Raw genomic sequence first — 21,405 nt, forward strand, 5'->3', positions numbered from 1 at the left:
TGAATTTGCATTCCGCTAACCATTGCGCCACAGTTACACAACCTATCCGCAATGATTATGTGTTCGCAGACATTATTGACTTACTCTATCTGCCATCATACCAATACTGATGGCGAAATAGTAAGAACGGTTCCAGTGCATAATAGTGCGGAAATTATCATAAACCAGAAATGCCCGCCCTTGTCCATCATCAGGTATGATGACCCAAGCCCGTAGATCTGAGTTGGCAAAGTTGCCACCGGGTACTGGAATTACCCCGAGTTGCTGCCATTGCGTAACGCTTTTGGCCTGACTGTCTTTTAAGCCCGCAAGCTTAACGTCAAACCCTTCAGGCAACGTTGCTTCCTGGCCCCAATCAATACCAGGCGTCCAACCTTCAGTAGACAGATAATTAGCAGTAGAAGCAAATACGTCATCGATATTATTCCAAATATCAATTTTCCCATCGCCATCGCCGTCAGCGCCATAGGTCAGGAAAGAGCTAGGCATAAATTGGCTCTGCCCCATTGCTCCGGCCCATGATCCTTTCAACTCTGGATCGTCAATCTTGCCTTGCTGAATGATTTGCAATGCAGCTATCAACTCTTTGGTGAAGAACGCCTCTCGCCGCCCTTCAAATGCCATGGTTGATAAGGCAGAGATGACATCCTCTTTGCCTTGAAACTTGCCAAACCCACTTTCCATGCCCCAAAGCGCCACGATATAGCGCTCAGGCACGCCATAACGCGCAGTAACTTGTGATAACTGAGGCTGATAGCGCTGATATATCTCTTTACCTTGTGCGACTTTTGCATCAGTCAAAACTTTGTTCAGGTAATCATCCAATGTGACTTTTTTTTCTAGCTGATTGCGATCTGATTGGATGACCCGGTCCACAAAATGAATATTAGCAAACGCTTTATCAAGCGTAGCATCGCTGATCCCTTTGGCGCGAGCTTGTGCCTTTAACTGTTCGACATAAGCAGGAAACTGCGCCGGATCGCGCCCTTGCTGGGATAATGTCATTTTTGTACTGCTATTAGCAGCGGGTGGATTCAGCATGGTTTGTGGTGCTGTTGCTGCCGTTTGTTTGGTTAGTGGGGCCGCAGCATTCTTATTGGTACATCCCACCGAGATAAGCGTTAGCAGAGCAACCGCAATCATTGACAATTTCATCGACGCGTTCCTGTGTAAAAAACAACCAGAGAGGAAGCTGGAAATTTAAAGTTAGGTCAGATTTGATACATGGGCATCCACCTTAGTGTTGTGATGGATGCCATAACGGCAGGTAATTTTTATGAACAATCAACGCTATACGTTAGTTTCGCCCAAATGCATTTTTAATAAACTTTCAAGTGGCGGTGGGACTTGCAGATAAAAGCCCTGTTCAATGAGTGCACTCTTTACCTTCTCGATATCCGCCGTTGCCAAGGTTTTGCGTTCATTTAATGACAGCAACATAGCAAACTGTGGCTTGCCAAAACTGATCAGTAATTCAGCCGGTATCCGCGAAAAATCATCTTTCTTTTCAATATACAGGTAGGTTTGATCCCGTTTAGGGCTTCTATAGATAGCACAAAGCATGTTCTGGACTCTATTTGATGAATTCATAAGTAGACTGTAGATATTATAACACGCAAGCCTCGCAGAGAGGCTTGGGATATCAATAGATATTGATGCCTATACTGCCGGCACAGGGATCAGGCACAGCATATTGGCGTTTATCATTTTCGGCGCGCCGAGGTGGGTAATATTCCTGCTGTTGACATTTGGCCTGTTTTTCGTTTTCCCGCTTTGCCGCTTCGGCATCTATCCGCGCTTTTTCCTCATCCAATTGCTTTTGCCATGACTCAGCACTTGGCGCCGCGGATCCAAGCGCCTTACGTTTTTCAAGATAATCGGTGGGAACCTTACTGTCTTTTGGGATTTCAGCGTGATAGCCAAAGTCCGCTAATGCAGTAAATGAAATCGGTAAAAACATAAAGCAGATAAATGGTAGTGGGATGAAACTCCTTTTCATTACTGATTTCCTTCAGAACAATGAGTGCAGAAACTGAAAAATATCACAAAATGATTATCATTCTCAATGAAAAATCACTAAAAGAAATAATAGTGGTTAGTGCCATTTATCACTGAGACGAAAGATAGGCTCTGCTGTGTTTTAAATTACTACTTGCTCGTGGAATGTCACGATGCGCAGATTACTGAGTGAGATTTCTCTGAAATAATAGTGTGAACTATTTCACTATGTCGTTAATAGCCCCACTCAATATCCCTATTTCATCAGCTTCAAAGTGATAATAATGGTGAACCATTACTTTATTTTATAAAAATCGGCTTCACTTGATAAAAAAATGCCCATATCAGATTAAAAATTGCGACTTTTATGGGTGGAGCTAAACCGGCCATAAGCAGGTTTTCTTGTTGAAAAAATACACAATTTAACAATGGAAGTGATAACCGCCAAATATAGGCATGTCAGGGCTAGCGAATAAGCAGAAGTTATGCTGTAATTTCTTGTCAGATTGAAGTTATTCTGACCTTAGGATTTCAATATATTGATACGGATAGATTTATCTTTATATTACCTATAACATGCTTAGGAACATCAGAATATTGTACCCCGAATGGTATTTTGGGGATTAAACGTAGCTGAAACTGAGTCAGGATAGATGTCACAATCGCCAATTGAGTTAAAAGGCAGTAGTTTTACCCTATCGGTCGTTCATTTACACGATTCACGGCCGGAGGTAATCCGTCAGGCATTACAAGAAAAGGTGGATCAAGCCCCCGCTTTCTTGAAAAACGCCCCTGTTGTGATTAACGTTGCAACGTTACCAAACGGTGCTAACTGGAAGGATCTCCAACAGGCTGTCACTTCAGCAGGTCTGCGAATTGTTGGCATTAGTGGTTGTCAGGATGAGCGCCAAAAACGGGCGATAGCACGTGCAGGTTTGCCGTTACTGAGTGAGGGTAAAGGCCAGAAGATGGCCCCCGAATCCATTACCAGCCCGCCGGAAAACGCGCCTACCAAGACACGCATCATCAACACACCTGTTCGTTCCGGCCAACAGATTTATGCCCGTAATTGCGATTTGATTGTTATCAGCAGTGTCAGTGCCGGTGCTGAATTAATTGCCGACGGCAATATTCATATCTATGGAATGATGCGAGGCCGTGCGCTAGCAGGTGCATCCGGTGATGCCCAATGCCAGATTTTTTGCACACATCTAGGCGCTGAACTCGTCTCTATCGCGGGGCAGTACTGGTTGAGTGATCAGATCCCGCGTAACTATTTTGGTCAGGCTGCGCGTTTGCATCTGCTGGATAACGCATTAACTATACAACCTTTAAATTAAGCCCTTTTGACAAGGAATCCATTTCATGGCACGCATTATTGTTGTTACATCGGGTAAAGGGGGCGTTGGCAAGACCACATCAAGCGCGGCTATCGCAACCGGCTTGGCCCAAAAAGGTAAAAAAACCGTGGTGATCGATTTCGATATCGGCCTACGGAATCTAGACTTGATCATGGGATGTGAGCGCCGGGTAGTTTATGATTTTGTTAATGTGATTCAAGGTGATGCCACTTTGAACCAAGCATTAATAAAAGATAAGCGTACAGATAATCTGTATATCCTGCCGGCTTCTCAGACCCGTGACAAAGACGCCCTGACCAAAGAGGGTGTTGAAAAGATTTTAAACGATCTTGGCGATATGAATTTCGAGTTTGTGGTATGCGACTCCCCTGCGGGTATCGAAAGCGGTGCCTTGATGGCACTCTATTTTGCTGACGAAGCCGTTATCACCACTAACCCTGAAGTCTCCTCGGTTCGTGACTCTGACCGCATCCTCGGGATACTGTCGTCCAAGTCACGCCGTGCTGAAAATGGGCAAGATCCAATTAAAGAACACCTGCTGTTGACCCGCTACAATCCTGGGCGTGTTAATCGCGGCGATATGCTTAGCATGGAAGATGTCCTCGACATTCTGAGGATCCCACTGGTTGGCGTTATTCCAGAAGATCAATCTGTATTGCGCGCCTCGAATCAGGGCGAGCCTGTGATTCTGGACAAAGAGTCAGATGCCGGTAAAGCTTATGACGATACCGTTGACCGTTTGCTAGGAGAAGAACGCCCCTTCCGCTTCATTGAAGAAGAGAAGAAGGGCTTCCTGAAACGCCTTTTTGGGGGATAAACCATGGCTTTGTTAGACTTTTTTCTGTCCCGCAAAAAACCGACAGCCAATATAGCCAAGGAACGGCTGCAAATTATCGTCGCTGAGCGTCGTCGTGGGGACAGTGAGCCCCACTATTTGCCTGACTTGAAACGCGATATTTTGGCGGTTATTTGTAAATATATACAGATCGATCCTGAAATGCTGCATGTGCAATTTGAGCAGAAAGGAGATGATATTTCGGTACTTGAACTTAACGTGACATTACCGGAAACGGAAGAAACGCCTAAATGATTTCTTCGCAATAACTACCCCCTGTATTTATTTACAGGGGGTACTTTCGTTTAATTAACTGTATATACATCCAGCAAATAACGTTAATAAATATATCCGCCACCAAAACAAGAAAGTTCTTAATCTCCATTTCAATTAACCATAAAGTACATATGAATTAAATTGAAACACTCAGAGTGAAGTTACCCCCCACCCCGAATATAGATTAATACTGCTTCAAAATCTCAGTCAATTCCAGTGATAACAAATCGCCCCGCCACCCGCTTAATAATTCAGGCTGCGTATCCGTTGATTTTAGTTTCCAATGCCAACTGAGTAATTGGTTTATTTGACGGCGCGACGCCAGTAACTCACTACTCAACCCGCTACGCTCACTAACTGACAGGATTAACGCTTTAATATCTTTAAAGACTTTCTTGTAGCCTGGCTGGTCAATCAGGTTAGCCACCGGTTGCGGGAGCTGCTCTTCGGGTACAGCATTCCCCTCAGCCACCAGCGCCAACAAAATACGCCCATGATAGCGAATCTCCTGCCCACTCAGGCCCAGGGAATCTAGCTCACCCAACGATGTTGGCTGATAACGGGCAACTTGCCACAGGTTCTCTTCACGCACCACAAAGTTAACCGCCAGATCACGCTCACGCGCTTGGCGCAAGCGCCATGCCGCCAGTTTCTGCAAACATGCCAACTGCTGGCCGCGTAACTGCCAGGCATTCGTTATCTCACGATAGGCAAGCTCTGGGTCAAGTGTTTCACTGCGGCGGCGACACAGCAATTGGCATTCATCTATTGCCGCATCCATACGCCCTGCGGCTTCAGTGGCTTCAACTAATTTAGCTGCCAAGGGTAATAGGTAGAAAACATCGGCGGCGGCGTAATCACATTGCTTTTCACTGAGTGGGCGGGCAATCCAGTCGGTACGTGATTCACTTTTATCTAACTCGACACCTTCAAACTCATTTACCAGCATGGCAAAACCGCAAGATAGGGTTCGGCCAGAAAATGCCGCCAATATCTGAGTATCTATCATTGGCGTCGGCATCCGGCTAAAGGCATTTAAAAATACCTCGAGATCTTCACTACCAGCATGCAGATATTTCACCACATTCAAATCTTGCAGTAACTCACTGAAAGGTTGCCATTCAGTAATGGGTAAGGGGTCAATGAGTGAAAGTTGTTCACCGTCATACAGTTGAATCAGGCCCAACTGAGGATAGTAGGTGCGCGTTCTGACAAACTCCGTATCCAACGCAACATGAGCATGTGTCCGGGCTTGCTCGCAGACCTGCTGCAACGCACTATTGGTCGTGATCAACTGATAATTCAAAACGTGATTCTCTTGGTCGTTAGTCTATGACAAACACAACAACGCCGGCGATGACCGGCGTTGTTGATAATGGAGTGACGCTGTTAAATTAGGCGGCGCTTTGTTCGCTACCGTTAGCCTTAACTTGCTCGTCACGCAGTTCCCTACGCAAAATTTTGCCGACATTTGATTTCGGCAACTCGTCACGGAACTCTACTATTTTCGGTACTTTATACCCTGTAAGGTAGCGTCGGCAATGGGTTAGCAGCTCTTCGGGTGTCAGTGAGGCATCTTTTTTCACGACAAACAGTTTTACCGTCTCACCAGAGACCTCATTAGGCACGCCAACCGCAGCAGACTCCAGCACTTTCGAATGTAACGCTACCACATCTTCGATCTCATTGGGGTAAACGTTAAAACCAGAAACCAGAATCATATCCTTTTTGCGATCAACGATGCGCAAAAAACCTTGCTCATCAAGCGTCGCGATGTCGCCTGTTGCCAGCCAACCGTCTTTTAACACTTCATCCGTCGCGTCTGGTCGCTGCCAATAGCCTAACATAACTTGTGGCCCACGCACCCATAGTTCGCCCGGCTCGCCTAATCCCACTTCGTTCCCCTCATCATTTATCAACCGAACATCGGTAGAGGGTACAGGCAGGCCAATGCTGCCACTATAGTGTTTCAAATCATAAGGGTTGCCAGTCACTAGCGGCGAGCACTCGGTCAAACCATAGCCTTCCAACAGATGTTTCCCGGTCAGTTTTTCCCAGCGCTCAGCAACCGCTTTCTGCACTGGCATGCCACCACCAACAGAAAGGCGCAATGTAGAGAAATCCAACTTGGTAAATTCTTCATTATTTAACAAGGCGTTAAATAAGGTATTCACTCCCGTCATTGCCGTGAATGGGTAGCGACTTAGCTCTTTTACCATCCCTGGGATATCACGCGGATTGGTTATCAATAAGCTGCGCCCACCTAACTCAATGAACAGTAGGCAGTTCATGGTTAAGGCAAATATGTGATAAAGGGGTAACGCCGTGACCACTAGTTCGTGACCAGGTTGCAGCAAAGGCGCATAAGCCGCTTTCGCCTGTTCCAGGTTCGACTGCATATTGCGGTGTGTCAGCATTGCGCCTTTCGCCACACCAGTAGTACCACCGGTATATTGCAAAAATGCCAGGTCAGTATTGATAACATCTGGCTTAACATACTGCATGCGACGGCCTTTTTGCAGCGCGGTACGGAACGAAATAGCATCAGGTAGATAATATTTTGGTACCAGTCGTTTGATGTATTTCACCACGAAATTAACCAGCGTCCCTTTAGCCGTCGATAGCTGGTCACCCATACGCGTTAAGATGACATGCTTGATCTGGGTTTTAAAAACGATCTTTTCCAGTGTGTGAGCGAAATTCGAGACAATGACAATTGCCGCAGCCCCACTGTCATTCAGTTGATGCTCCAGCTCGCGCGGGGTATACAGCGGGTTAACATTCACCACCACCATACCTGCACGCAAAACGCCAAACAATGCTATAGGATATTGCAGCAGATTGGGCATCATCAATGCGACACGGTCGCCTTTTTGCAACCCTAAGCCTTGCTGTAAATAGGCGGCGAAAGCACGACTGCGCTCTTCCAACTTACGGAAAGTCATCACCTCCCCCATATTGATGAATGCAGGTTGGTCCGCATAACGCAGTGCGGCATTCTCAAACATTTCCACCAAAGAAGAATAGCGGTCCGGATCAATCTCTGCGGGGACATCCGCCGGATAGCGCTTTAACCATACTTTTTCCAAGGTAGTACTCCTGAAATTATTATTGGTCGCCAGGGTAAGACGCAAATTAGCACCAGAACTTTAACAATATTTTAACTCAGCTTACCAGTTTGCTTTTAAACAATTTTGAGGTTGGGATATACATCACTATTTTCTGGCGCTGAGATCTCAAAAATAATCAAGGCGGCCAATGCCGCCCATTAAAATTCAATAAAATCAAAATATTACAAGAAATTCTTATCATTTTACACTATAAGCCTTTGATTATAGACTCTTTTATGTTTTATCCACGTAAAAAAGGCGCTAAATTCAGCGCCTTTCATGTATTACGTTATAACTTCTGACAGTAATCCAAACCGGTTAGGTTAACTACTCCGTAACGATAGTTTGAATCTGCGCGGGCCCTGGATTGTACCAACCACCCCATCCCGGCCCCCACATTCCAGGGTTATGATAACCCCACGGGCCCATTGCTGGTGGCATCATCACTTGTTGTGCAAGATTCCAACGTTTGTAACCGGTGGCATTTATCACCACAAAGTTATACGGTGTCATCCCAATTTTACCGGCTTCAACACCGGTAATCGGCCCAACCACGGTCACGAGATGACCACGAAAATCAACTGGTTCAAGGAAACCATTAACATAGGCGATCACTCGCCCTTGTGAAGGCTCCCCCAAAATAGGCCTAGCACCTGAATCTAAGGGTACGCTGGCGATTTCAAGCCGGGTGCGATGCGCTTCGTTAGCCACATTAATGACTGTCCCACCAAAACGCGCTTCCTGACCTACAAATACCTTCGGATCGGTTCGAACCAAATTAAGATTTTGCTGCGGCGTCACAGTAGTACCCTGAATAGCGGGCGGGACCGTAATACAGCCGGACAGGAGCAAAACGCCCAATCCTAGCCAGCCACACGTCCATTTACGGCTTCTATTCTTTATAGATTGAGTTGTTGACGTATTTATCGCCATCGTGTGCTGCTCCTTATCATATCTATAGCTATCTGAATATTTTAGACTCTAAACAGGATGACAAGTTGCTATATCCTTAATTTTTCACATGACTGTGGCGCAGGCCAGTTCTAGCGGCCTGGCAGTTTTTTCCAGGTTACTTCATTTCTCAGATATACCGGCTCGGCATTTTCTACACTGACAGCCTGCCCACTCGCCCATGATGATAACGCCAGTGGCAACATATCTTCTGCCTGCGGCAGTAGCATCTGCCCGTCGACCAGCACCACATTATCGCTGCTAACCAGATCAGGATACGTCTGCCAGCCAGTGCCTACCGTTGCCCAATGGCCGCTGAGTGATGGTACGCTCGCCAATACTTGTGCCGGCGTCATGACTGCCTCAGTGTGTTCACCAAGCCAATCGCCTTGTGCGCCACGCTCAAACTCACCCCAGTAAACCTCCCCCATGCGGGCATCAATCGCAGCCAATACGCGAGATGCTCCCGTCAGGCGAAATGCGCCCTGAGCCATAGTCTGCAAGGTGGAAACACCGATCATCGGCAAGTCAGCTCCCAATGCTAATCCCTGGCCAATACCAATGCCAATACGGACACCGGTAAAGCTGCCTGGGCCACGGCCAAAGGCCAATGCATCGAGTTGCGTCAGTGATAAACCCGATTCAGCCAGGACTTGCTGCACCATCGGTAAAATTCGTTGGGTGTGTTCCCGTGGACAAAGCTCAAACAACGCCTGAACTTCGCCGTTATTCCACAGTGCAACAGAACATGCTTCTGTTGCGGTATCGATCGCTAAAATTCGCGTGGACATGCCAACCTCGGCAGGAAAAGAGTATGAATTCAATACAGGGCGCGCATGATAGCACACCCCTCCTCGCTTTTCCCTTAATCGCGTTGCTTGAGAAAAGCGATGGCTTTCGCCAAATCACGGGTGCGGGGTGCGGGCGGGAGGCTATTAAGGAACATCGCGCCATAAGGGCGCATCACCAGGCGATTATCACAGATAACCAGCACCCCACGATCGTCGATGTCACGAATCAAACGCCCCACACCTTGTTTCAACGTGATAACGGCATCAGGCAATTGCACATCATTAAACGGGTCACCGCCGCGTAGGCGGCAATCTTCGATACGGGCTTTCAACAAAGGGTCATCCGGTGAGGTAAACGGCAGCTTGTCGATGATGACACAAGATAACGCGTCGCCCCGCACATCCACCCCTTCCCAGAAACTGCTGGTCGCCACTAACAGCGCATTGCCTGCTGCGACAAACTGTGCCAGCAATTGCCCTTTGCTGGTTTCGCCTTGAACCAAAACTGGCAGTGTCATACTGGCGCGGAACTCTTCGGCTAAACCACGCATCATCTGGTGTGAGGTACACAAAAAGAAGCAACGCCCTTTATTGGCATCAATCAATGGTTTTAGCATCACCGCCAGTTTACGGGCAGCCCCAGGTTCATTCGCCGACGGCAAATTGCGTGGTACACAGAGCAATGCCTGATTGGCGTAATCAAACGGACTGGGCAGTAGTAGCGTTTTGGCGTTCGTTAGCCCCAACCTTGAGGTGAAATGTGACAACTGATCATTAACCGATAGCGTGGCTGAGGTAAAAATCCAGCTTCCCGGTTTTTCTTCTATCAGTTCACGAAAACGATCAGAAACCGACAGCGGTGTCAGCGCCAGCACGAAATGGCGTGAATTACACTCATACCAATAGCTGTAGCCAGGCGTAGTGACATCTTTTAAGCGCTTAAGGCGGTTGCGATACACCGTTGCACGTTCAAAAGCGGCATCCAGCATGGCTGAGCGACCAAGGGAAAGTTTCATCACGTCATAACACAACTCTAACGCATCATCGAGCAACAGCAACGCCCGCTGAATCGCCGGTTGTTCCATCACATCGCGTAAATTGCCACGATACCCTGGGTCGCCGAGTACCAGACGGAAATCTTGTGTGCTTTGCGTCAGGCGGTCAGCGCTTTTTTGCAATTGGGCCGAGTCACGCACTTCGGTGCGATAGGCAATAATAATGTCTTTTGCCAAATCCATTAGTTGTCTACTGGTCAGTTGTTGACCAAAGTATTGGCTGGCAATATCGGGGATCTGGTGGGCTTCATCGAAAATCATCACATCCGCAGTGGGGATCAGTTCGGCAAAACCGCTCTCTTTCACCACCATATCCGCCAGGAACAGATGATGGTTAACCACCACTACATCCGCATCCATCGCCTTACGGCGGGCTTTTACCACGAAACAATCTTTATACAGCGGGCAATCACTGCCCAGGCAGTTATCATTGGTACTGGTGACCAACGGCCAGACAAAACTATCTTCCGCAACCTGACCACAGGTACTGATATCACCGTCGATGGTTTCGGCTGACCAGCCACGCAAACGAACCAAATCAACCAATGTCTCACTGGCTAATTCGCCTCCGGCCAATGATTGCTGTTCAAGGCGTTCCAGACAAAGATAGTTTGAGCGCCCTTTTAATAAGGCCAACTTCCCTTTGTATTTGAGAGCAGTGGCTACCGTGGGTAAGTCACGCGAATAGAGCTGATCTTGTAACGCTTTCGAGCCTGTGGAGATAATCACTTTGCAATCAGCACGCAGTGCGGGCGCTAAATAGGCAAATGTTTTACCGGTACCGGTACCTGCCTCTACCACTAATTGTTGTTTGGCATCAATAGATTCACTGATGGCCGCAGCCATTCGGCGCTGAGACTCTCGGGGGTTAAAACCTGTAATGGCCTGCGCTAATGCGCCGTCTGTAGCAAAATCGTCTGTCACGCGTTCTCTTCCGGGCGAAATCAGCGGTGATTATGCCAAGCCTATCGCCCCGCGACCACACATTCTCATCACAAGCTATGCTACCCTACTGCTGATAACTGACATTGACATTCACACAAGGGAGTGAAAATGAGTATTGAACGAATTAATCCAGAAAAACGTTGGTCAGATGCGGTGGTGTACAACAACACTATCTATTACACCAGCGTACCGGAAAATTTGGATGCAGATGCCACGGCACAGACGGCCGACACTCTGGCAGCGATAGATATGATGCTGAATCAGCTCGGTTCAGATAAAGGCCGTATTTTGGATGCCACCATTTTTCTGGCAGACAGTGCGGACTTCGCGGCGATGAATGCGGCATGGGATGCCTGGGTGGTTGATGGCAATGCACCAGTGCGTTGTACCGTCGAAGCCAAATTGATGAATCCGAAGTATAAAGTTGAAATCAAAATTATTGCAGCGCTCTGATTAGCCGCTAAATGTACCTGGCTTCTCTCAAACTAATCACAAAGTGAGAACGCGGGGAAATGTACCGAATGGGCCGTAGCGGCATAAGCCGCCGGAGCGCCCATCGGTGCAGTCACCCCGCAAACGCCAGATTAGGACAGCTTAATCATCACCATCCCGGCCAGCAGCAGTATTAAACCGACCCAGCCTTTATAGTTCAGGCGCTGATTGAACAAAATCCAACCTGCTGCCACGGTGGCGGCAATACCAAATCCACCCCATAACGCATAAGCCACTGATAATTCAATGCCTTTTACTGCTTGTGCCAAAGCACTGAATGCCCCTAACACTGACAGCAGTGATAATATGCCCAACCATACCCGGCGAAAACCATCTGACATTTTCAGCAGGATATTGGCAATGATTTCCAGGATGACCGCCAAAATCAGAAACGCGATGTGGTAAAACTCAAGCTGTTGCATGCTGATCACCTGAATTCTTGCGCGGACTGCTTGGTTTCTTCGGCTTACGCGTCCCTGATTTCACTAGCATTATGCCGCCAATCAAGGTCACTAAACCGGCAATTTTCAGTGGTGATAAACTTTCATCAAACCACAACACGCTGAAGACCGTAATAATCAGGATACCAATCCCTTCCCACAGGGCATAGGCCACCCCTAACGCGACTTTCTTCACTGCCAGAGCCAGTAAAATATATGAACCGGTTATCATAAAATACATCACGATATGTCCGGCCATCTCACCACTGACACTGGCGTATTTCATTGATAACGTGCCGATAATTTCTGCGACAATCGCTAAACCTAAAAATATCCAATAAATCATCATTCTTCTCCTAACACACAGCTACCCTATCGATTTCAACGTGCAGGGAAATATCCCAGCTTTTTGAACAATCACGGGTAAAACGCACGCTAAGGTCTATTTGTTACGGTTATCCTCACTCGGCACCCTATTCACTGGGAACAGATGTGCGCAGGCCGTAAGAAATAGAAACTCACTTGGCGTATAAACTTTTAGACCCTAAATAATCCGAGTTGCACGAAGGCGGTAAGCGAGAGCCCCCGATGAGCTTACATCAGTAAGTGATTCGGGTGATTGAACGCAGCCAACGCACATGCAGCTTGAAGCATGACGGGTATTTAAGATGGAAGAAGAAAGACGCTACAGCTCACTGCACCAGTGATGCTCACTGGCCAGAATGGCTGACAGGAAAAGTTGGCAGGTAGAAGGTTTGAAAGTAATTCCATTAGTTTTAATCATAATATATCTCTTTTTTTTAGCCACACATGCTTTAGCCACATACTTGTTTGCCAAACCTAGTGTGATACGCCTAAAACCCTCATCAAAATGGAATAATTAACTGCTGTATTTTTACCACAGTCAATTTTATAAAGCAAACCATCAATTTTATAAATAGTTTAAAAAAAGAGATTAAAAAATAATAAGTTAGTTATTCTAAAAAAACAAAACCCCTGCATGGCAGAGGTTAATTACTTTACGAGAATATTGAGATTATCTCGTCAGTTCATGGCGTTAGAGCAACTTACGCTGTTGCACCCGCTACAGCCTGTTTGGCTAATTCAGTAATGCGAGCGTAGTCACCATTTTCCAGCGCATCAGCCGGAACCAACCATGAACCGCCAATACACAGTACGCTTTTCAGCGCCAGGTAATCACGGTAGTTGTTAGGTGTAATGCCGCCAGTTGGGCAGAATCGCACTTGCGAGAATGGGCCGCCAATGGCTTGCAATGCTTTAACACCACCGTTGGCTTCCGCAGGGAAGAATTTAAACTCACGCAGGCCATAGCTCATGCCCAGCATCAATTCTGAAACAGTGCTGATCCCTGGAATTAATGGGATTGAACCTTCAGTTGCCGCTTTGAGTAATTCAGCCGTCAGCCCTGGGCTGATAGCAAATTGCGCACCAGCCTCAACCACATCAGCCAATTGCTGCGGATTAAGCACAGTCCCTGCGCCGACAATCGCCTCAGGGACTTCTTTTGCGATAGCGCGGATAGCCTCAACAGCACAAGGGGTGCGCAACGTCACTTCCAGCACCCGAACACCGCCGGCCACCAGGGCTTTTGCCAACGGTACCGCCTGCTCGAGCTTATTAATCACAATCACCGGGACAACAGGGCCTGCGGTCATGATCTGTTCTGCGCTCGTTTTCCAGCTTTTCATCAGTTGTTATCTCCACTTATGCCGATTGGCATGTACTCACCCTAAGGTGCCAGTTGAAATATGGCAGGCAGAACACTTACAACGGATTTCTGTCTGCCATAAAGAATCACAATGCGAGCCAGCTAACGACTCTTTATTATTGCGCCTAGGTGCGGCGTTGTTATCGGGAATATATCCGTCATACTTCAAGCTGCATGTACGTTGGCTACGCTCAATAACCCGAATCACTTACTGATGGTGAGCCTCATCCTTGAGGCTCACCCTACGGGCTAGCATAAATGCTGTTTAAATCGGTTCCCGACCGATTTGTCTCTCGCTTGCCGCCTTCCTGCAACTCGAATTATTTAGGGTATAGTCATAACCTAAATTTTTATTCGAACTCATTCCATGAACGACCGTCACGGGTAATCATGGCAACGGATGCCACCGGACCCCAGGTTCCTGATTGATATGGCTTAGGTGCGTCATTATCAGCTGCCCATGCATCCATAATGGAATCGACCCATTTCCAGGCTTCCTCAACCTCATCGCGGCGCACAAACAGCGCCTGGATCCCACGCATGGTCTCCAGCAACAGACGTTCGTAGGCATCAGCAATATGCTGCTCGTTAAAGGTTTTGGAGAAGCTGAGGTCCAGTTTGGTGGTTTGCAGACGGTGCTTATGCTCCAGACCTGGCACTTTATTCAACACTTCAATCTCAATGCCTTCATCTGGTTGCAAGCGGATCGTCAGCTTGTTTTGAGGCAATTGCTGATAAGACTCGCGGAACAGATTCAGTGCAGGATTCTTAAAGTAAACCACCACTTCAGAACATTTTGTTGGCAGGCGCTTACCGGTTCTTAGATAGAACGGTACCCCAGCCCAACGCCAGTCATCAATATCAACACGGATAGAAACGAACGTTTCAGTGTTGCTGTTCTTATTCGCCCCTTCCTCTTCTAGATAGCCGGGCACTTTATTACCCTGGACGAAACCGGCGGTATACTGACCTCGCACTGTGGTTTCTCGCACATTAGTGTGGTCGATACGGCGCAGCGATCGCAGTACTTTCACTTTTTCATCACGAATACGGTCAGTACTGAGATCTGCTGGCGGTGACATCGCGATCATGGTCAGAATTTGCAACAAATGGTTCTGGATCATGTCACGCATCTGACCGGCCTGATCAAAATAGCCCCAACGCCCTTCAATCCCGACTTCTTCTGCAACCGTGATCTGCACATGGTCAATAGTGCGATTATCCCAGTTAGAGGCAAACAGTGAGTTAGCAAAGCGCAGAGCCAACAGGTTCAGTACCGTCTCTTTACCTAAATAGTGGTCGATACGGTAAACCTGACACTCGTTGAAATATTCTGCCACTTGATCGTTAATCACCCGAGAAGAGGCCAAATCCTTCCCTAACGGTTTTTCCATTACCACACGAGCAGGCTCTTTATTCAGCCCTGCTTCGCCCAATCCTTTACAAATTGCACCAAACGTATTGGGTGGCATAGCAAAGTAGTTAATGGTGGTGCGATTTTTTTGATCCAGCATCTTGCCCAATTTGGCAAAGTGTTTGCTGTCATTGACATCTAAATTACAGAAGTCGAGACGAGAACTGAGCTTTTGCCACAATTCATCATCCATCTTCTCTTTCATAAAGGTATCGAGGGCTTCCTTTACCACGGCTGTGTACGCGTCTTTGTCCCACTCGGCACGGCCTACGCCAATGATGCGAGTATCTGGGTGGATGTGACCCGCTTTCTCTAATTGGTAAAGGGAAGGCAGCAGTTTCCGGCGAGCCAAGTCTCCCTTAGCGCCAAAAATCACCAGATCACACGCCTGGGCTGCCTGGGCTGTATTAGTTACCGCCATGTTATTCTCCTCGTTGCAGGATATTTGTAATTTTCTTACATTACTAATGTACTCTCTTTGACTATAGCCAGTAAACCCAGATAAAAGCAGAGCAAAAAAGGTTAAAAAACACTCATCATGGTGCCAGACCGCGCCAAATCAGGCCGTGCAACTTTAAAATGTAATTTTATGACGTTTTTGACAACTATTTACCATTATGAAAATTAGACACAGGTCATATTCTGGTGAAAAAACCTTACTTCACCCCCTATGCCACTGCCAACGGGTCCCAGCTCGTAGTATATTTTCATTAAACTGGCATAGATTTCTCCTTTAAATGAAATCGGTAAAACCCATGGGTGACTCTCGATATATGAATACGCTGGAAAATATCCAAAATAGTCTGGACCTCCTGAGCAAATCAGAAAGGAAAGTCGCTGAGGTGATCCTCGCCTCCCCACAAACTGCTATCCATTCAAGTATCGCGACACTGGCCAAAATGGCGAACGTTAGCGAACCCACGGTAAACCGTTTTTGCCGCCGACTGGACACCAAAGGTTTCCCTGATTTTAAACTTCATTTGGCGCAAAGTCTGGCAAATGGCACACCTTATGTGAACCGCAATGTTGAAGAAGATGATAGTGTAGGCGCTTACACGGCAAAAATTTTCGAATCGACCATGGCCAGCCTGGATATGGCGAAGAACAATTTAGATATTCCAGCCATTAATCGGGCAGTAGATTTATTAACTCAGGCGAAGAAAATTTCGTTCTTTGGCCTTGGCGCATCTGCCGCTGTTGCCCACGATGCAATGAATAAATTTTTCCGCTTCAATATTCCGGTAATTTATTTCGATGACATCGTTATGCAACGTATGAGTTGTATGAATTCCAGTGAGGGTGATGTGGTGGTTTTGATCTCCCACACTGGCCGAACAAAAAGTTTGGTCGAATTGGCGCAGTTAGCCCGTGAAAACGATGCCACAGTGATTGCTATTACCTCACGCGATACACCGTTGGCAAGTGAAGCGACGCTATCACTGCTGCTGGATGTGCCGGAAGACACCGATATGTATATGCCGATGGTGTCCCGTATTGCTCAGTTGACATTAATTGATGTACTGGCAACCGGGTTTACCCTACGGCGCGGGGCAAAGTTCAGGGATAACCTGAAACGCGTAAAAGATGCATTAAAAGAATCACGTTTTGATAAAGGTTCGCCGCGTGTCAACAGCGGCGAATAGCGTCAGAGGCAGAAGTCGCTTTGTTTTGTGTTAGCGCATCTTCTGGAGTAATAATTTGACGTATTATTAGAAAATAGTCCTTGTTATGGTGACGGTAAGCGTTACCAAAACCGATAAGGGGTAAATAGCGCGCTTTTGTAATGTTGTCATTGATGTGCAGGTAGCACCCGAATGGGGCCATTTGTTGCATCAATCGTTTTACATCCGCAAGCGGATAACATGCATGGCACCGTGTTTTAACGCAGGGTTCGTGTTGTAACACAGGGTTGTCGTATAGCATGTCGTCGTAAAATTTGATCTTAATTATTTTTTACTATCGGATTCATTATCCGCTGTTTTAACAACACCATGCTTCATCAGTCAACGGAGTAAGAGATGTCCAGACGGCTCAGAAGGACCAAGATTGTTACTACACTGGGGCCGGCTACTGACCGCGACAATAATCTGGAAAAGATTATTGCTGCTGGTGCTAACGTAGTCCGCCTGAATTTTTCCCATGGTAGCGCCGAAGATCATGAATTACGGGCCAATAAAGTCCGTGAAATCGCTGCAAGATTAGGGCGTCATGTTGCTATTCTTGGCGATTTGCAAGGTCCTAAAATCCGGGTATCTACTTTTAAGGAAGGTAAAGTATTCCTTAATGTGCATGATAAATTCTTGCTTGATGCCAATATGGCAAAAGGCGAAGGTGATAAAGACAAAGTCGGCATCGATTATAAAGGCCTGCCAGCCGATGTGGTTCCTGGTGATATTTTGCTGTTGGACGATGGTCGGGTACAGCTAAAAGTTATTGAAGTTCAGGGTATGAAAGTCTTCACCGAAGTTACCGTCGGCGGCCCGCTCTCCAATAATAAGGGCATTAATAAGCTCGGTGGCGGTCTGTCCGCAGAAGCGCTAACAGAAAAAGACAAAGCCGATATTATTACCGCCGCTAAAATCGGGGTGGACTTCCTGGCCGTTTCGTTCCCACGGACGGGTGAAGATTTGAATTATGCCCGTCGTTTGGCGCGTGATGCTGGCTGTAATGCACAAATCGTGGCAAAGGTTGAACGTGCTGAAGCGGTAGCAACCGATGAAGCGATGGATGACATCATCCTGGCCTCTGATGTAGTAATGGTTGCTCGTGGTGATTTGGGTGTGGAAATTGGTGACCCAGAGCTGGTGGGGATTCAGAAGAAACTGATCCGCCGTGCGCGCCAGCTTAACCGCGCGGTTATCACCGCGACGCAAATGATGGAGTCAATGATAACCAACCCAATGCCAACCCGTGCGGAAGTGATGGACGTTGCTAACGCCGTGCTGGATGGTACTGACGCGGTTATGTTGTCAGCAGAAACCGCTGCCGGCCAATATCCAGCAGAAACCGTTGCGGCGATGGCACGGGTTTGTCTCGGTGCAGAGAAGATCCCAAGTATCAATGTGTCTAAACACCGCCTGGATGTGCAATTCGACAATGTCGAAGAAGCCATCGCGATGTCGACCATGTATGCAGCAAACCACCTGAAAGGTATCACGGCCATTATCGCAATGACCGAATCAGGCCGTACCGCGCTGATGATGTCCCGTATCAGCTCCGGTTTACCTATCTTCGCCATGTCGCGTCATGATCATACATTGAATCTGACGGCAATCTACCGTGGTGTTACCCCGGTTTATTGTGATACTCACACTGATGGTGTTCTGGCGGCCAGTGAAGCGGTTAACCGATTAAAAGATAAAGGTTTCCTGGTCTCTGGTGATCTGGTTATCGTTACTCAGGGCGACGTGATGGGAACGATTGGGACCACCAATACTAGCCGCATCCTGCGCGTTGAGTAATTTGTTGTAAACCATTAAACACAAAAGCCCGCAACTCAGATATGCGGGCTTTTTTATGTTTAATCGCGATAGCGGCGGCTAGATATCCTTACGGACATAAGGTTCTATCTCACCCTCTTTACGGGTTTTCAACAACTTAAGAATCCAGGTATATTGCTCTGGGTTAGGGTTAACTAACAGCTCAACCTCTTCATTCATACGGCGAGCAATATAGGCGTCATCAGCGTCGGCTAAGTCATCCATCGGTGGACGAATATAGATATCAAGGCGATGTTCACGATAATTATAGACTGGGAACATGGGGACGATCGCCGCACGACACACTTTCATCAAACGCCCTACTGCGGGCAAGGTCGCCTTATAGGTAGCAAAGAAATCAACAAATTCACTTTGCTCAGGGCCATAGTCTTCATCAGGCAAATAGTAGCCCCAAAACCCCTGACGCACTGAACTGATAAATGGCTTAATACCACTTTCACGCGCATGAATTCTCCCACCAAACCGCAAGCGGGCACTATTCCATAAATAATCGACTAACGGATTGCGCTGGTGATGAAACATGCCTGCAACCGGTTTACCCTGTTCAGCGAGCAGCATTGCAGGAATATCAATCGACCAGGCGTGTGGCACCAACAAAATGACATTGCGTTGCTGCTGTTGCAGCTCATCCAGAATCTCCAACCCATGCCAATGAACCCGAGTTAATACTTTCTTTGGATCACGAAAGCACAGTTCTGCCATCATCATCAACGGTTGCGCCGCAGTGGCAAACATCTGGTCAATGATATATTCGCGCTCAGCTTCCGGCAGATTTGGCATACAATAAAGAAGATTAATACGGGCGCGACGACGGGCGCTCTTGGCAAATTTGCCCGCCAGACGGCCTATTCCTGCCAATAAAGGATCACGGAATTTCGGTGGCACATAAGCCATCGCAGCCATCGTCCCGGCCCCCAGCCATACCCCCCAAAACCGTGGGTGGAGGAAAGAGGGCTTAAATACCGGAATAAAGCCTGCGGCGTCGTTTTTATCTTTATGCATGGGGAAGCTCTTGGAATTCTGTGGGCTAATAATAGTATACCTTTCATCTATGAAGCCGCAGGGTTGGTTACGCCTCTCACTCACCCATTAACGTCATGTTAATCGAGTTTCGTTGGTTTGCCGCCCCTGCGACGCCACTTTCTGGGTATAACACTCAGGTAGATAGTGGTGACTGGATAACGATTAATCCAGTTGTAACTGCGGAATGACCTGCTTAGCGATAGCCAGATATTCACTGCGGTCTTTACCACTCAAGCCTTCTGAACGCGGTAATTTAGCGGTTAATGGATTAACGGCTTGCTGGTTCATCCAGAATTCATAGTGCAGATGAGGGCCGGTTGAACGGCCAGTATTACCTGACAGTGCAATACGATCACCACGTTTGACTTTTTGACCAGGCTTGACCAATAACTTTTTCAAATGCATATAACGGGTGGTGTACTGGCGACCATGGCGGATAGCGACATAGTTACCGGCTGCTCCACTGCGTTTCGCGATGACCACTTCACCATCACCGACGGCGAGTACTGGCGTCCCGACGGGCATAGAGAAATCCACACCTTTATGCGGTGCAATACGCCCTGTTACCGGGTTAAGCCGGCGCGGGTTAAAGTTTGAGGACACACGGAATTGCTTCATGGTTGGGAAACGCATGAAACCACGGGCCAGACCAGAGCCTTGGCGGTCATAGAATTTACCGTCATCGGCACGGATAGCAAAGTAATCCTTACCGCCGGAACGCATACGCACCCCGACCAGTTGGCTTTGCTCACTGCGACCATCAAGAATTTCACGTGACATCAAAACCGAGAATTGATCACCTTTACGCAGTTTGGCGAAGTCAAGCTGCCACTGTAATGCTTTAGTGACCGCGCGAATCTCGGAAGCCGTCAAGCCCGCCTTCCTGGCGCTGGTGACAAAGCTGCCATCAAGGCGGCCCGTCAGAACCTTGTTGCTCCACTCACCTTTTTGTAGCTCTTTGGTCTCTTTGAAATTATTGCCAACACGATCATAAGTGCGCGTTTCACGACGAGAAACTTCCCAAGTCAAGCTCTGTAAATCACCTGTATCATTGACGGTCCAAGAGATTTGCTGCCCGATCTTCAGATTACGCAGATCACGGTTTTGCGTGGCCAGCAGGGAAACATCCGAGATATCAATACCGTACTGGGTAAGAATGCTGCTCAAGGTATCCCCAGTTGAAACCACATACTCATGGACACCGGTTTCACTGGCATCTTTAGCATCTAGCTCATCTTGCGGGATTTCATCATCAGGCGTGGGCTGATCAATGGGTTCACTGGCTTCTGGTAATAAAATGCGGGGTTGACTGTTATCTAATACCACGCTCTTGGCGACAGGTTCATGCTCGGGGTGATAAACAAAAGGCCGCCAAACAGCTACGGCCAGTGTCATTACAGTCAGCGACCCCAGCATAATGCGGTGGGGCCGAGGAAGATTGTTATACGCCAAGGTGATAGTTCGGACTATCTGCTGCACTTATGA

General features: G+C 47.5%; 20 protein-coding genes. 6 read left to right on the forward strand and 14 right to left on the reverse strand.

All coding sequences use genetic code 11. The features are described from left to right. Nucleotides 1-72 precede the first annotated feature (72 nt). From A6J67_RS15510 to A6J67_RS15520, 3 genes are all read right to left on the reverse strand, one after another. The gene (locus A6J67_RS15510; protein ID WP_050297459.1) at nucleotides 73-1,155 is read right to left on the reverse strand and encodes a lytic transglycosylase domain-containing protein; all 1,083 of its coding nucleotides are present in this window, start codon (nucleotides 1,153-1,155) and stop codon (nucleotides 73-75) included. A gap of 135 nt (nucleotides 1,156-1,290) precedes the next feature. Beyond that, entirely contained in the window at nucleotides 1,291-1,563 is a 273-nt protein-coding gene (locus A6J67_RS15515; protein ID WP_005190934.1) for a YcgL domain-containing protein, read from the reverse strand. Between the two features lie 79 nt (nucleotides 1,564-1,642). Further along, the gene (locus A6J67_RS15520; protein WP_050072636.1) at nucleotides 1,643-1,999 is read right to left on the reverse strand and encodes a hypothetical protein; all 357 of its coding nucleotides are present in this window, start codon (nucleotides 1,997-1,999) and stop codon (nucleotides 1,643-1,645) included. A 652-nt stretch (nucleotides 2,000-2,651) separates the two neighbouring features. On the opposite strand from A6J67_RS15520, the gene minC reads away from it, so the two are divergent. Genes minC through minE form a run of 3 tightly spaced genes read left to right on the forward strand, consistent with a single transcriptional unit; the run spans nucleotide 2,652 to nucleotide 4,449 of the window. Further along, nucleotides 2,652-3,338 carry a septum site-determining protein MinC gene (minC, locus tag A6J67_RS15525; RefSeq protein WP_005190925.1) on the forward strand — a complete coding sequence of 229 codons (687 nt, stop codon included), beginning with the start codon at nucleotides 2,652-2,654 and terminating at the stop codon, nucleotides 3,336-3,338. A gap of 25 nt (nucleotides 3,339-3,363) precedes the next feature. Beyond that, a complete protein-coding gene (minD, locus tag A6J67_RS15530) occupies nucleotides 3,364-4,176 on the forward strand; it encodes a septum site-determining protein MinD (protein ID WP_005190923.1) in 813 nt (270 codons plus the stop codon). 3 nt (nucleotides 4,177-4,179) lie between these two features. Beyond that, nucleotides 4,180-4,449, forward strand: a complete 270-nt coding sequence (minE, locus tag A6J67_RS15535) for a cell division topological specificity factor MinE (RefSeq protein ID WP_002211180.1) — start codon at nucleotides 4,180-4,182, stop codon at nucleotides 4,447-4,449. Between the two features lie 205 nt (nucleotides 4,450-4,654). On the opposite strand, the gene rnd is transcribed toward minE, so the two are convergent. The 5 genes from rnd to A6J67_RS15560 form a co-directional block, all read right to left on the reverse strand. Further along, nucleotides 4,655-5,776, reverse strand: a complete 1,122-nt coding sequence (rnd, locus tag A6J67_RS15540; RefSeq protein ID WP_005190918.1) for a ribonuclease D — start codon at nucleotides 5,774-5,776, stop codon at nucleotides 4,655-4,657. 88 nt (nucleotides 5,777-5,864) lie between these two features. Continuing rightward, nucleotides 5,865-7,559 (reverse strand): long-chain-fatty-acid--CoA ligase FadD, encoded by a 1,695-nt coding sequence (gene fadD / locus A6J67_RS15545; protein ID WP_050072642.1) that lies wholly within the window; start codon nucleotides 7,557-7,559, stop codon nucleotides 5,865-5,867. A gap of 348 nt (nucleotides 7,560-7,907) precedes the next feature. After that, entirely contained in the window at nucleotides 7,908-8,513 is a 606-nt protein-coding gene (locus A6J67_RS15550; protein ID WP_032907579.1) for a Slp family lipoprotein, read from the reverse strand. Nucleotides 8,514-8,623: 110 nt separating this feature from the next. Further along, a complete protein-coding gene (gene tsaB / locus A6J67_RS15555) occupies nucleotides 8,624-9,322 on the reverse strand; it encodes a tRNA (adenosine(37)-N6)-threonylcarbamoyltransferase complex dimerization subunit type 1 TsaB (RefSeq protein WP_050072834.1) in 699 nt (232 codons plus the stop codon). Between the two features lie 74 nt (nucleotides 9,323-9,396). Further along, complete coding sequence (locus A6J67_RS15560; protein WP_005190904.1) at nucleotides 9,397-11,301, reverse strand: ATP-dependent DNA helicase; 1,905 nt, start codon at nucleotides 11,299-11,301, stop codon at nucleotides 9,397-9,399. 129 nt (nucleotides 11,302-11,430) lie between these two features. Between A6J67_RS15560 and A6J67_RS15565 the strand changes: the two genes are divergently transcribed. Then, nucleotides 11,431-11,775: a RidA family protein gene (locus A6J67_RS15565; protein WP_032907578.1), complete on the forward strand. Its 345-nt coding sequence runs from the start codon at nucleotides 11,431-11,433 to the stop codon at nucleotides 11,773-11,775. A gap of 131 nt (nucleotides 11,776-11,906) precedes the next feature. Here A6J67_RS15565 and mdtI read toward each other — a convergent pair whose 3' ends face one another. The 4 genes from mdtI to zwf all read right to left on the reverse strand — a co-directional run bounded on the left by mdtI (nucleotide 11,907) and on the right by zwf (nucleotide 15,818). Then, nucleotides 11,907-12,236, reverse strand: a complete 330-nt coding sequence (mdtI, locus tag A6J67_RS15570) for a multidrug/spermidine efflux SMR transporter subunit MdtI (RefSeq protein ID WP_032907576.1) — start codon at nucleotides 12,234-12,236, stop codon at nucleotides 11,907-11,909. Continuing rightward, entirely contained in the window at nucleotides 12,223-12,600 is a 378-nt protein-coding gene (gene mdtJ, locus A6J67_RS15575; protein ID WP_032907575.1) for a multidrug/spermidine efflux SMR transporter subunit MdtJ, read from the reverse strand. Before mdtJ ends, mdtI begins: the two co-directional genes overlap by 14 nt. Before the next feature lie 721 nt (nucleotides 12,601-13,321). Then, entirely contained in the window at nucleotides 13,322-13,963 is a 642-nt protein-coding gene (locus A6J67_RS15580; protein ID WP_005190888.1) for a bifunctional 4-hydroxy-2-oxoglutarate aldolase/2-dehydro-3-deoxy-phosphogluconate aldolase, read from the reverse strand. Between the two features lie 370 nt (nucleotides 13,964-14,333). Continuing rightward, nucleotides 14,334-15,818 carry a glucose-6-phosphate dehydrogenase gene (gene zwf / locus A6J67_RS15590; protein WP_005185258.1) on the reverse strand — a complete coding sequence of 495 codons (1,485 nt, stop codon included), beginning with the start codon at nucleotides 15,816-15,818 and terminating at the stop codon, nucleotides 14,334-14,336. Nucleotides 15,819-16,152: 334 nt separating this feature from the next. Here zwf and A6J67_RS15595 point away from each other — a divergent pair, with 334 nt between their 5' ends. Both A6J67_RS15595 and pyk read left to right on the forward strand, forming a co-directional pair. Next, on the forward strand, nucleotides 16,153-17,040 hold the full coding sequence (locus tag A6J67_RS15595; RefSeq protein WP_269206253.1) for a MurR/RpiR family transcriptional regulator: 888 nt from the start codon (nucleotides 16,153-16,155) through the stop codon (nucleotides 17,038-17,040). 375 nt (nucleotides 17,041-17,415) lie between these two features. Continuing rightward, nucleotides 17,416-18,858 carry a pyruvate kinase gene (pyk, locus tag A6J67_RS15600; protein ID WP_005185255.1) on the forward strand — a complete coding sequence of 481 codons (1,443 nt, stop codon included), beginning with the start codon at nucleotides 17,416-17,418 and terminating at the stop codon, nucleotides 18,856-18,858. A 78-nt stretch (nucleotides 18,859-18,936) separates the two neighbouring features. Here pyk and lpxM read toward each other — a convergent pair whose 3' ends face one another. Next, nucleotides 18,937-19,899: a lauroyl-Kdo(2)-lipid IV(A) myristoyltransferase gene (gene lpxM, locus A6J67_RS15605; protein WP_050072645.1), complete on the reverse strand. Its 963-nt coding sequence runs from the start codon at nucleotides 19,897-19,899 to the stop codon at nucleotides 18,937-18,939. Nucleotides 19,900-20,082: 183 nt separating this feature from the next. Next, the gene (gene mepM, locus A6J67_RS15610; RefSeq protein ID WP_032906342.1) at nucleotides 20,083-21,399 is read right to left on the reverse strand and encodes a murein DD-endopeptidase MepM; all 1,317 of its coding nucleotides are present in this window, start codon (nucleotides 21,397-21,399) and stop codon (nucleotides 20,083-20,085) included. Between the last annotated feature and the right edge of the window lie 6 nt (nucleotides 21,400-21,405).

Source organism: Yersinia sp. FDAARGOS_228, from assembly GCF_002073315.2.
Classification (GTDB): domain Bacteria; phylum Pseudomonadota; class Gammaproteobacteria; order Enterobacterales; family Enterobacteriaceae; genus Yersinia; species Yersinia intermedia.

Coding starts and splice junctions, on each gene's coding strand:
- A6J67_RS15565 (WP_032907578.1), top strand. CDS start 11,431: ATGAGTATTGAACGAATTAATCCAGAAAAACGTTGGTCAGATGCGGTG.
- A6J67_RS15520 (WP_050072636.1), bottom strand. CDS start 1,999: ATGAAAAGGAGTTTCATCCCACTACCATTTATCTGCTTTATGTTTTTA.
- A6J67_RS15510 (WP_050297459.1), bottom strand. CDS start 1,155: ATGAAATTGTCAATGATTGCGGTTGCTCTGCTAACGCTTATCTCGGTG.
- minD (WP_005190923.1), top strand. CDS start 3,364: ATGGCACGCATTATTGTTGTTACATCGGGTAAAGGGGGCGTTGGCAAG.
- A6J67_RS15515 (WP_005190934.1), bottom strand. CDS start 1,563: ATGCTTTGTGCTATCTATAGAAGCCCTAAACGGGATCAAACCTACCTG.
- mdtJ (WP_032907575.1), bottom strand. CDS start 12,600: ATGATTTATTGGATATTTTTAGGTTTAGCGATTGTCGCAGAAATTATC.
- zwf (WP_005185258.1), bottom strand. CDS start 15,818: ATGGCGGTAACTAATACAGCCCAGGCAGCCCAGGCGTGTGATCTGGTG.
- lpxM (WP_050072645.1), bottom strand. CDS start 19,899: ATGCATAAAGATAAAAACGACGCCGCAGGCTTTATTCCGGTATTTAAG.
- A6J67_RS15580 (WP_005190888.1), bottom strand. CDS start 13,963: ATGAAAAGCTGGAAAACGAGCGCAGAACAGATCATGACCGCAGGCCCT.
- A6J67_RS15550 (WP_032907579.1), bottom strand. CDS start 8,513: ATGGCGATAAATACGTCAACAACTCAATCTATAAAGAATAGAAGCCGT.
- tsaB (WP_050072834.1), bottom strand. CDS start 9,322: ATGTCCACGCGAATTTTAGCGATCGATACCGCAACAGAAGCATGTTCT.
- minE (WP_002211180.1), top strand. CDS start 4,180: ATGGCTTTGTTAGACTTTTTTCTGTCCCGCAAAAAACCGACAGCCAAT.
- mdtI (WP_032907576.1), bottom strand. CDS start 12,236: ATGCAACAGCTTGAGTTTTACCACATCGCGTTTCTGATTTTGGCGGTC.
- minC (WP_005190925.1), top strand. CDS start 2,652: ATGTCACAATCGCCAATTGAGTTAAAAGGCAGTAGTTTTACCCTATCG.
- pyk (WP_005185255.1), top strand. CDS start 17,416: ATGTCCAGACGGCTCAGAAGGACCAAGATTGTTACTACACTGGGGCCG.
- A6J67_RS15595 (WP_269206253.1), top strand. CDS start 16,153: ATGGGTGACTCTCGATATATGAATACGCTGGAAAATATCCAAAATAGT.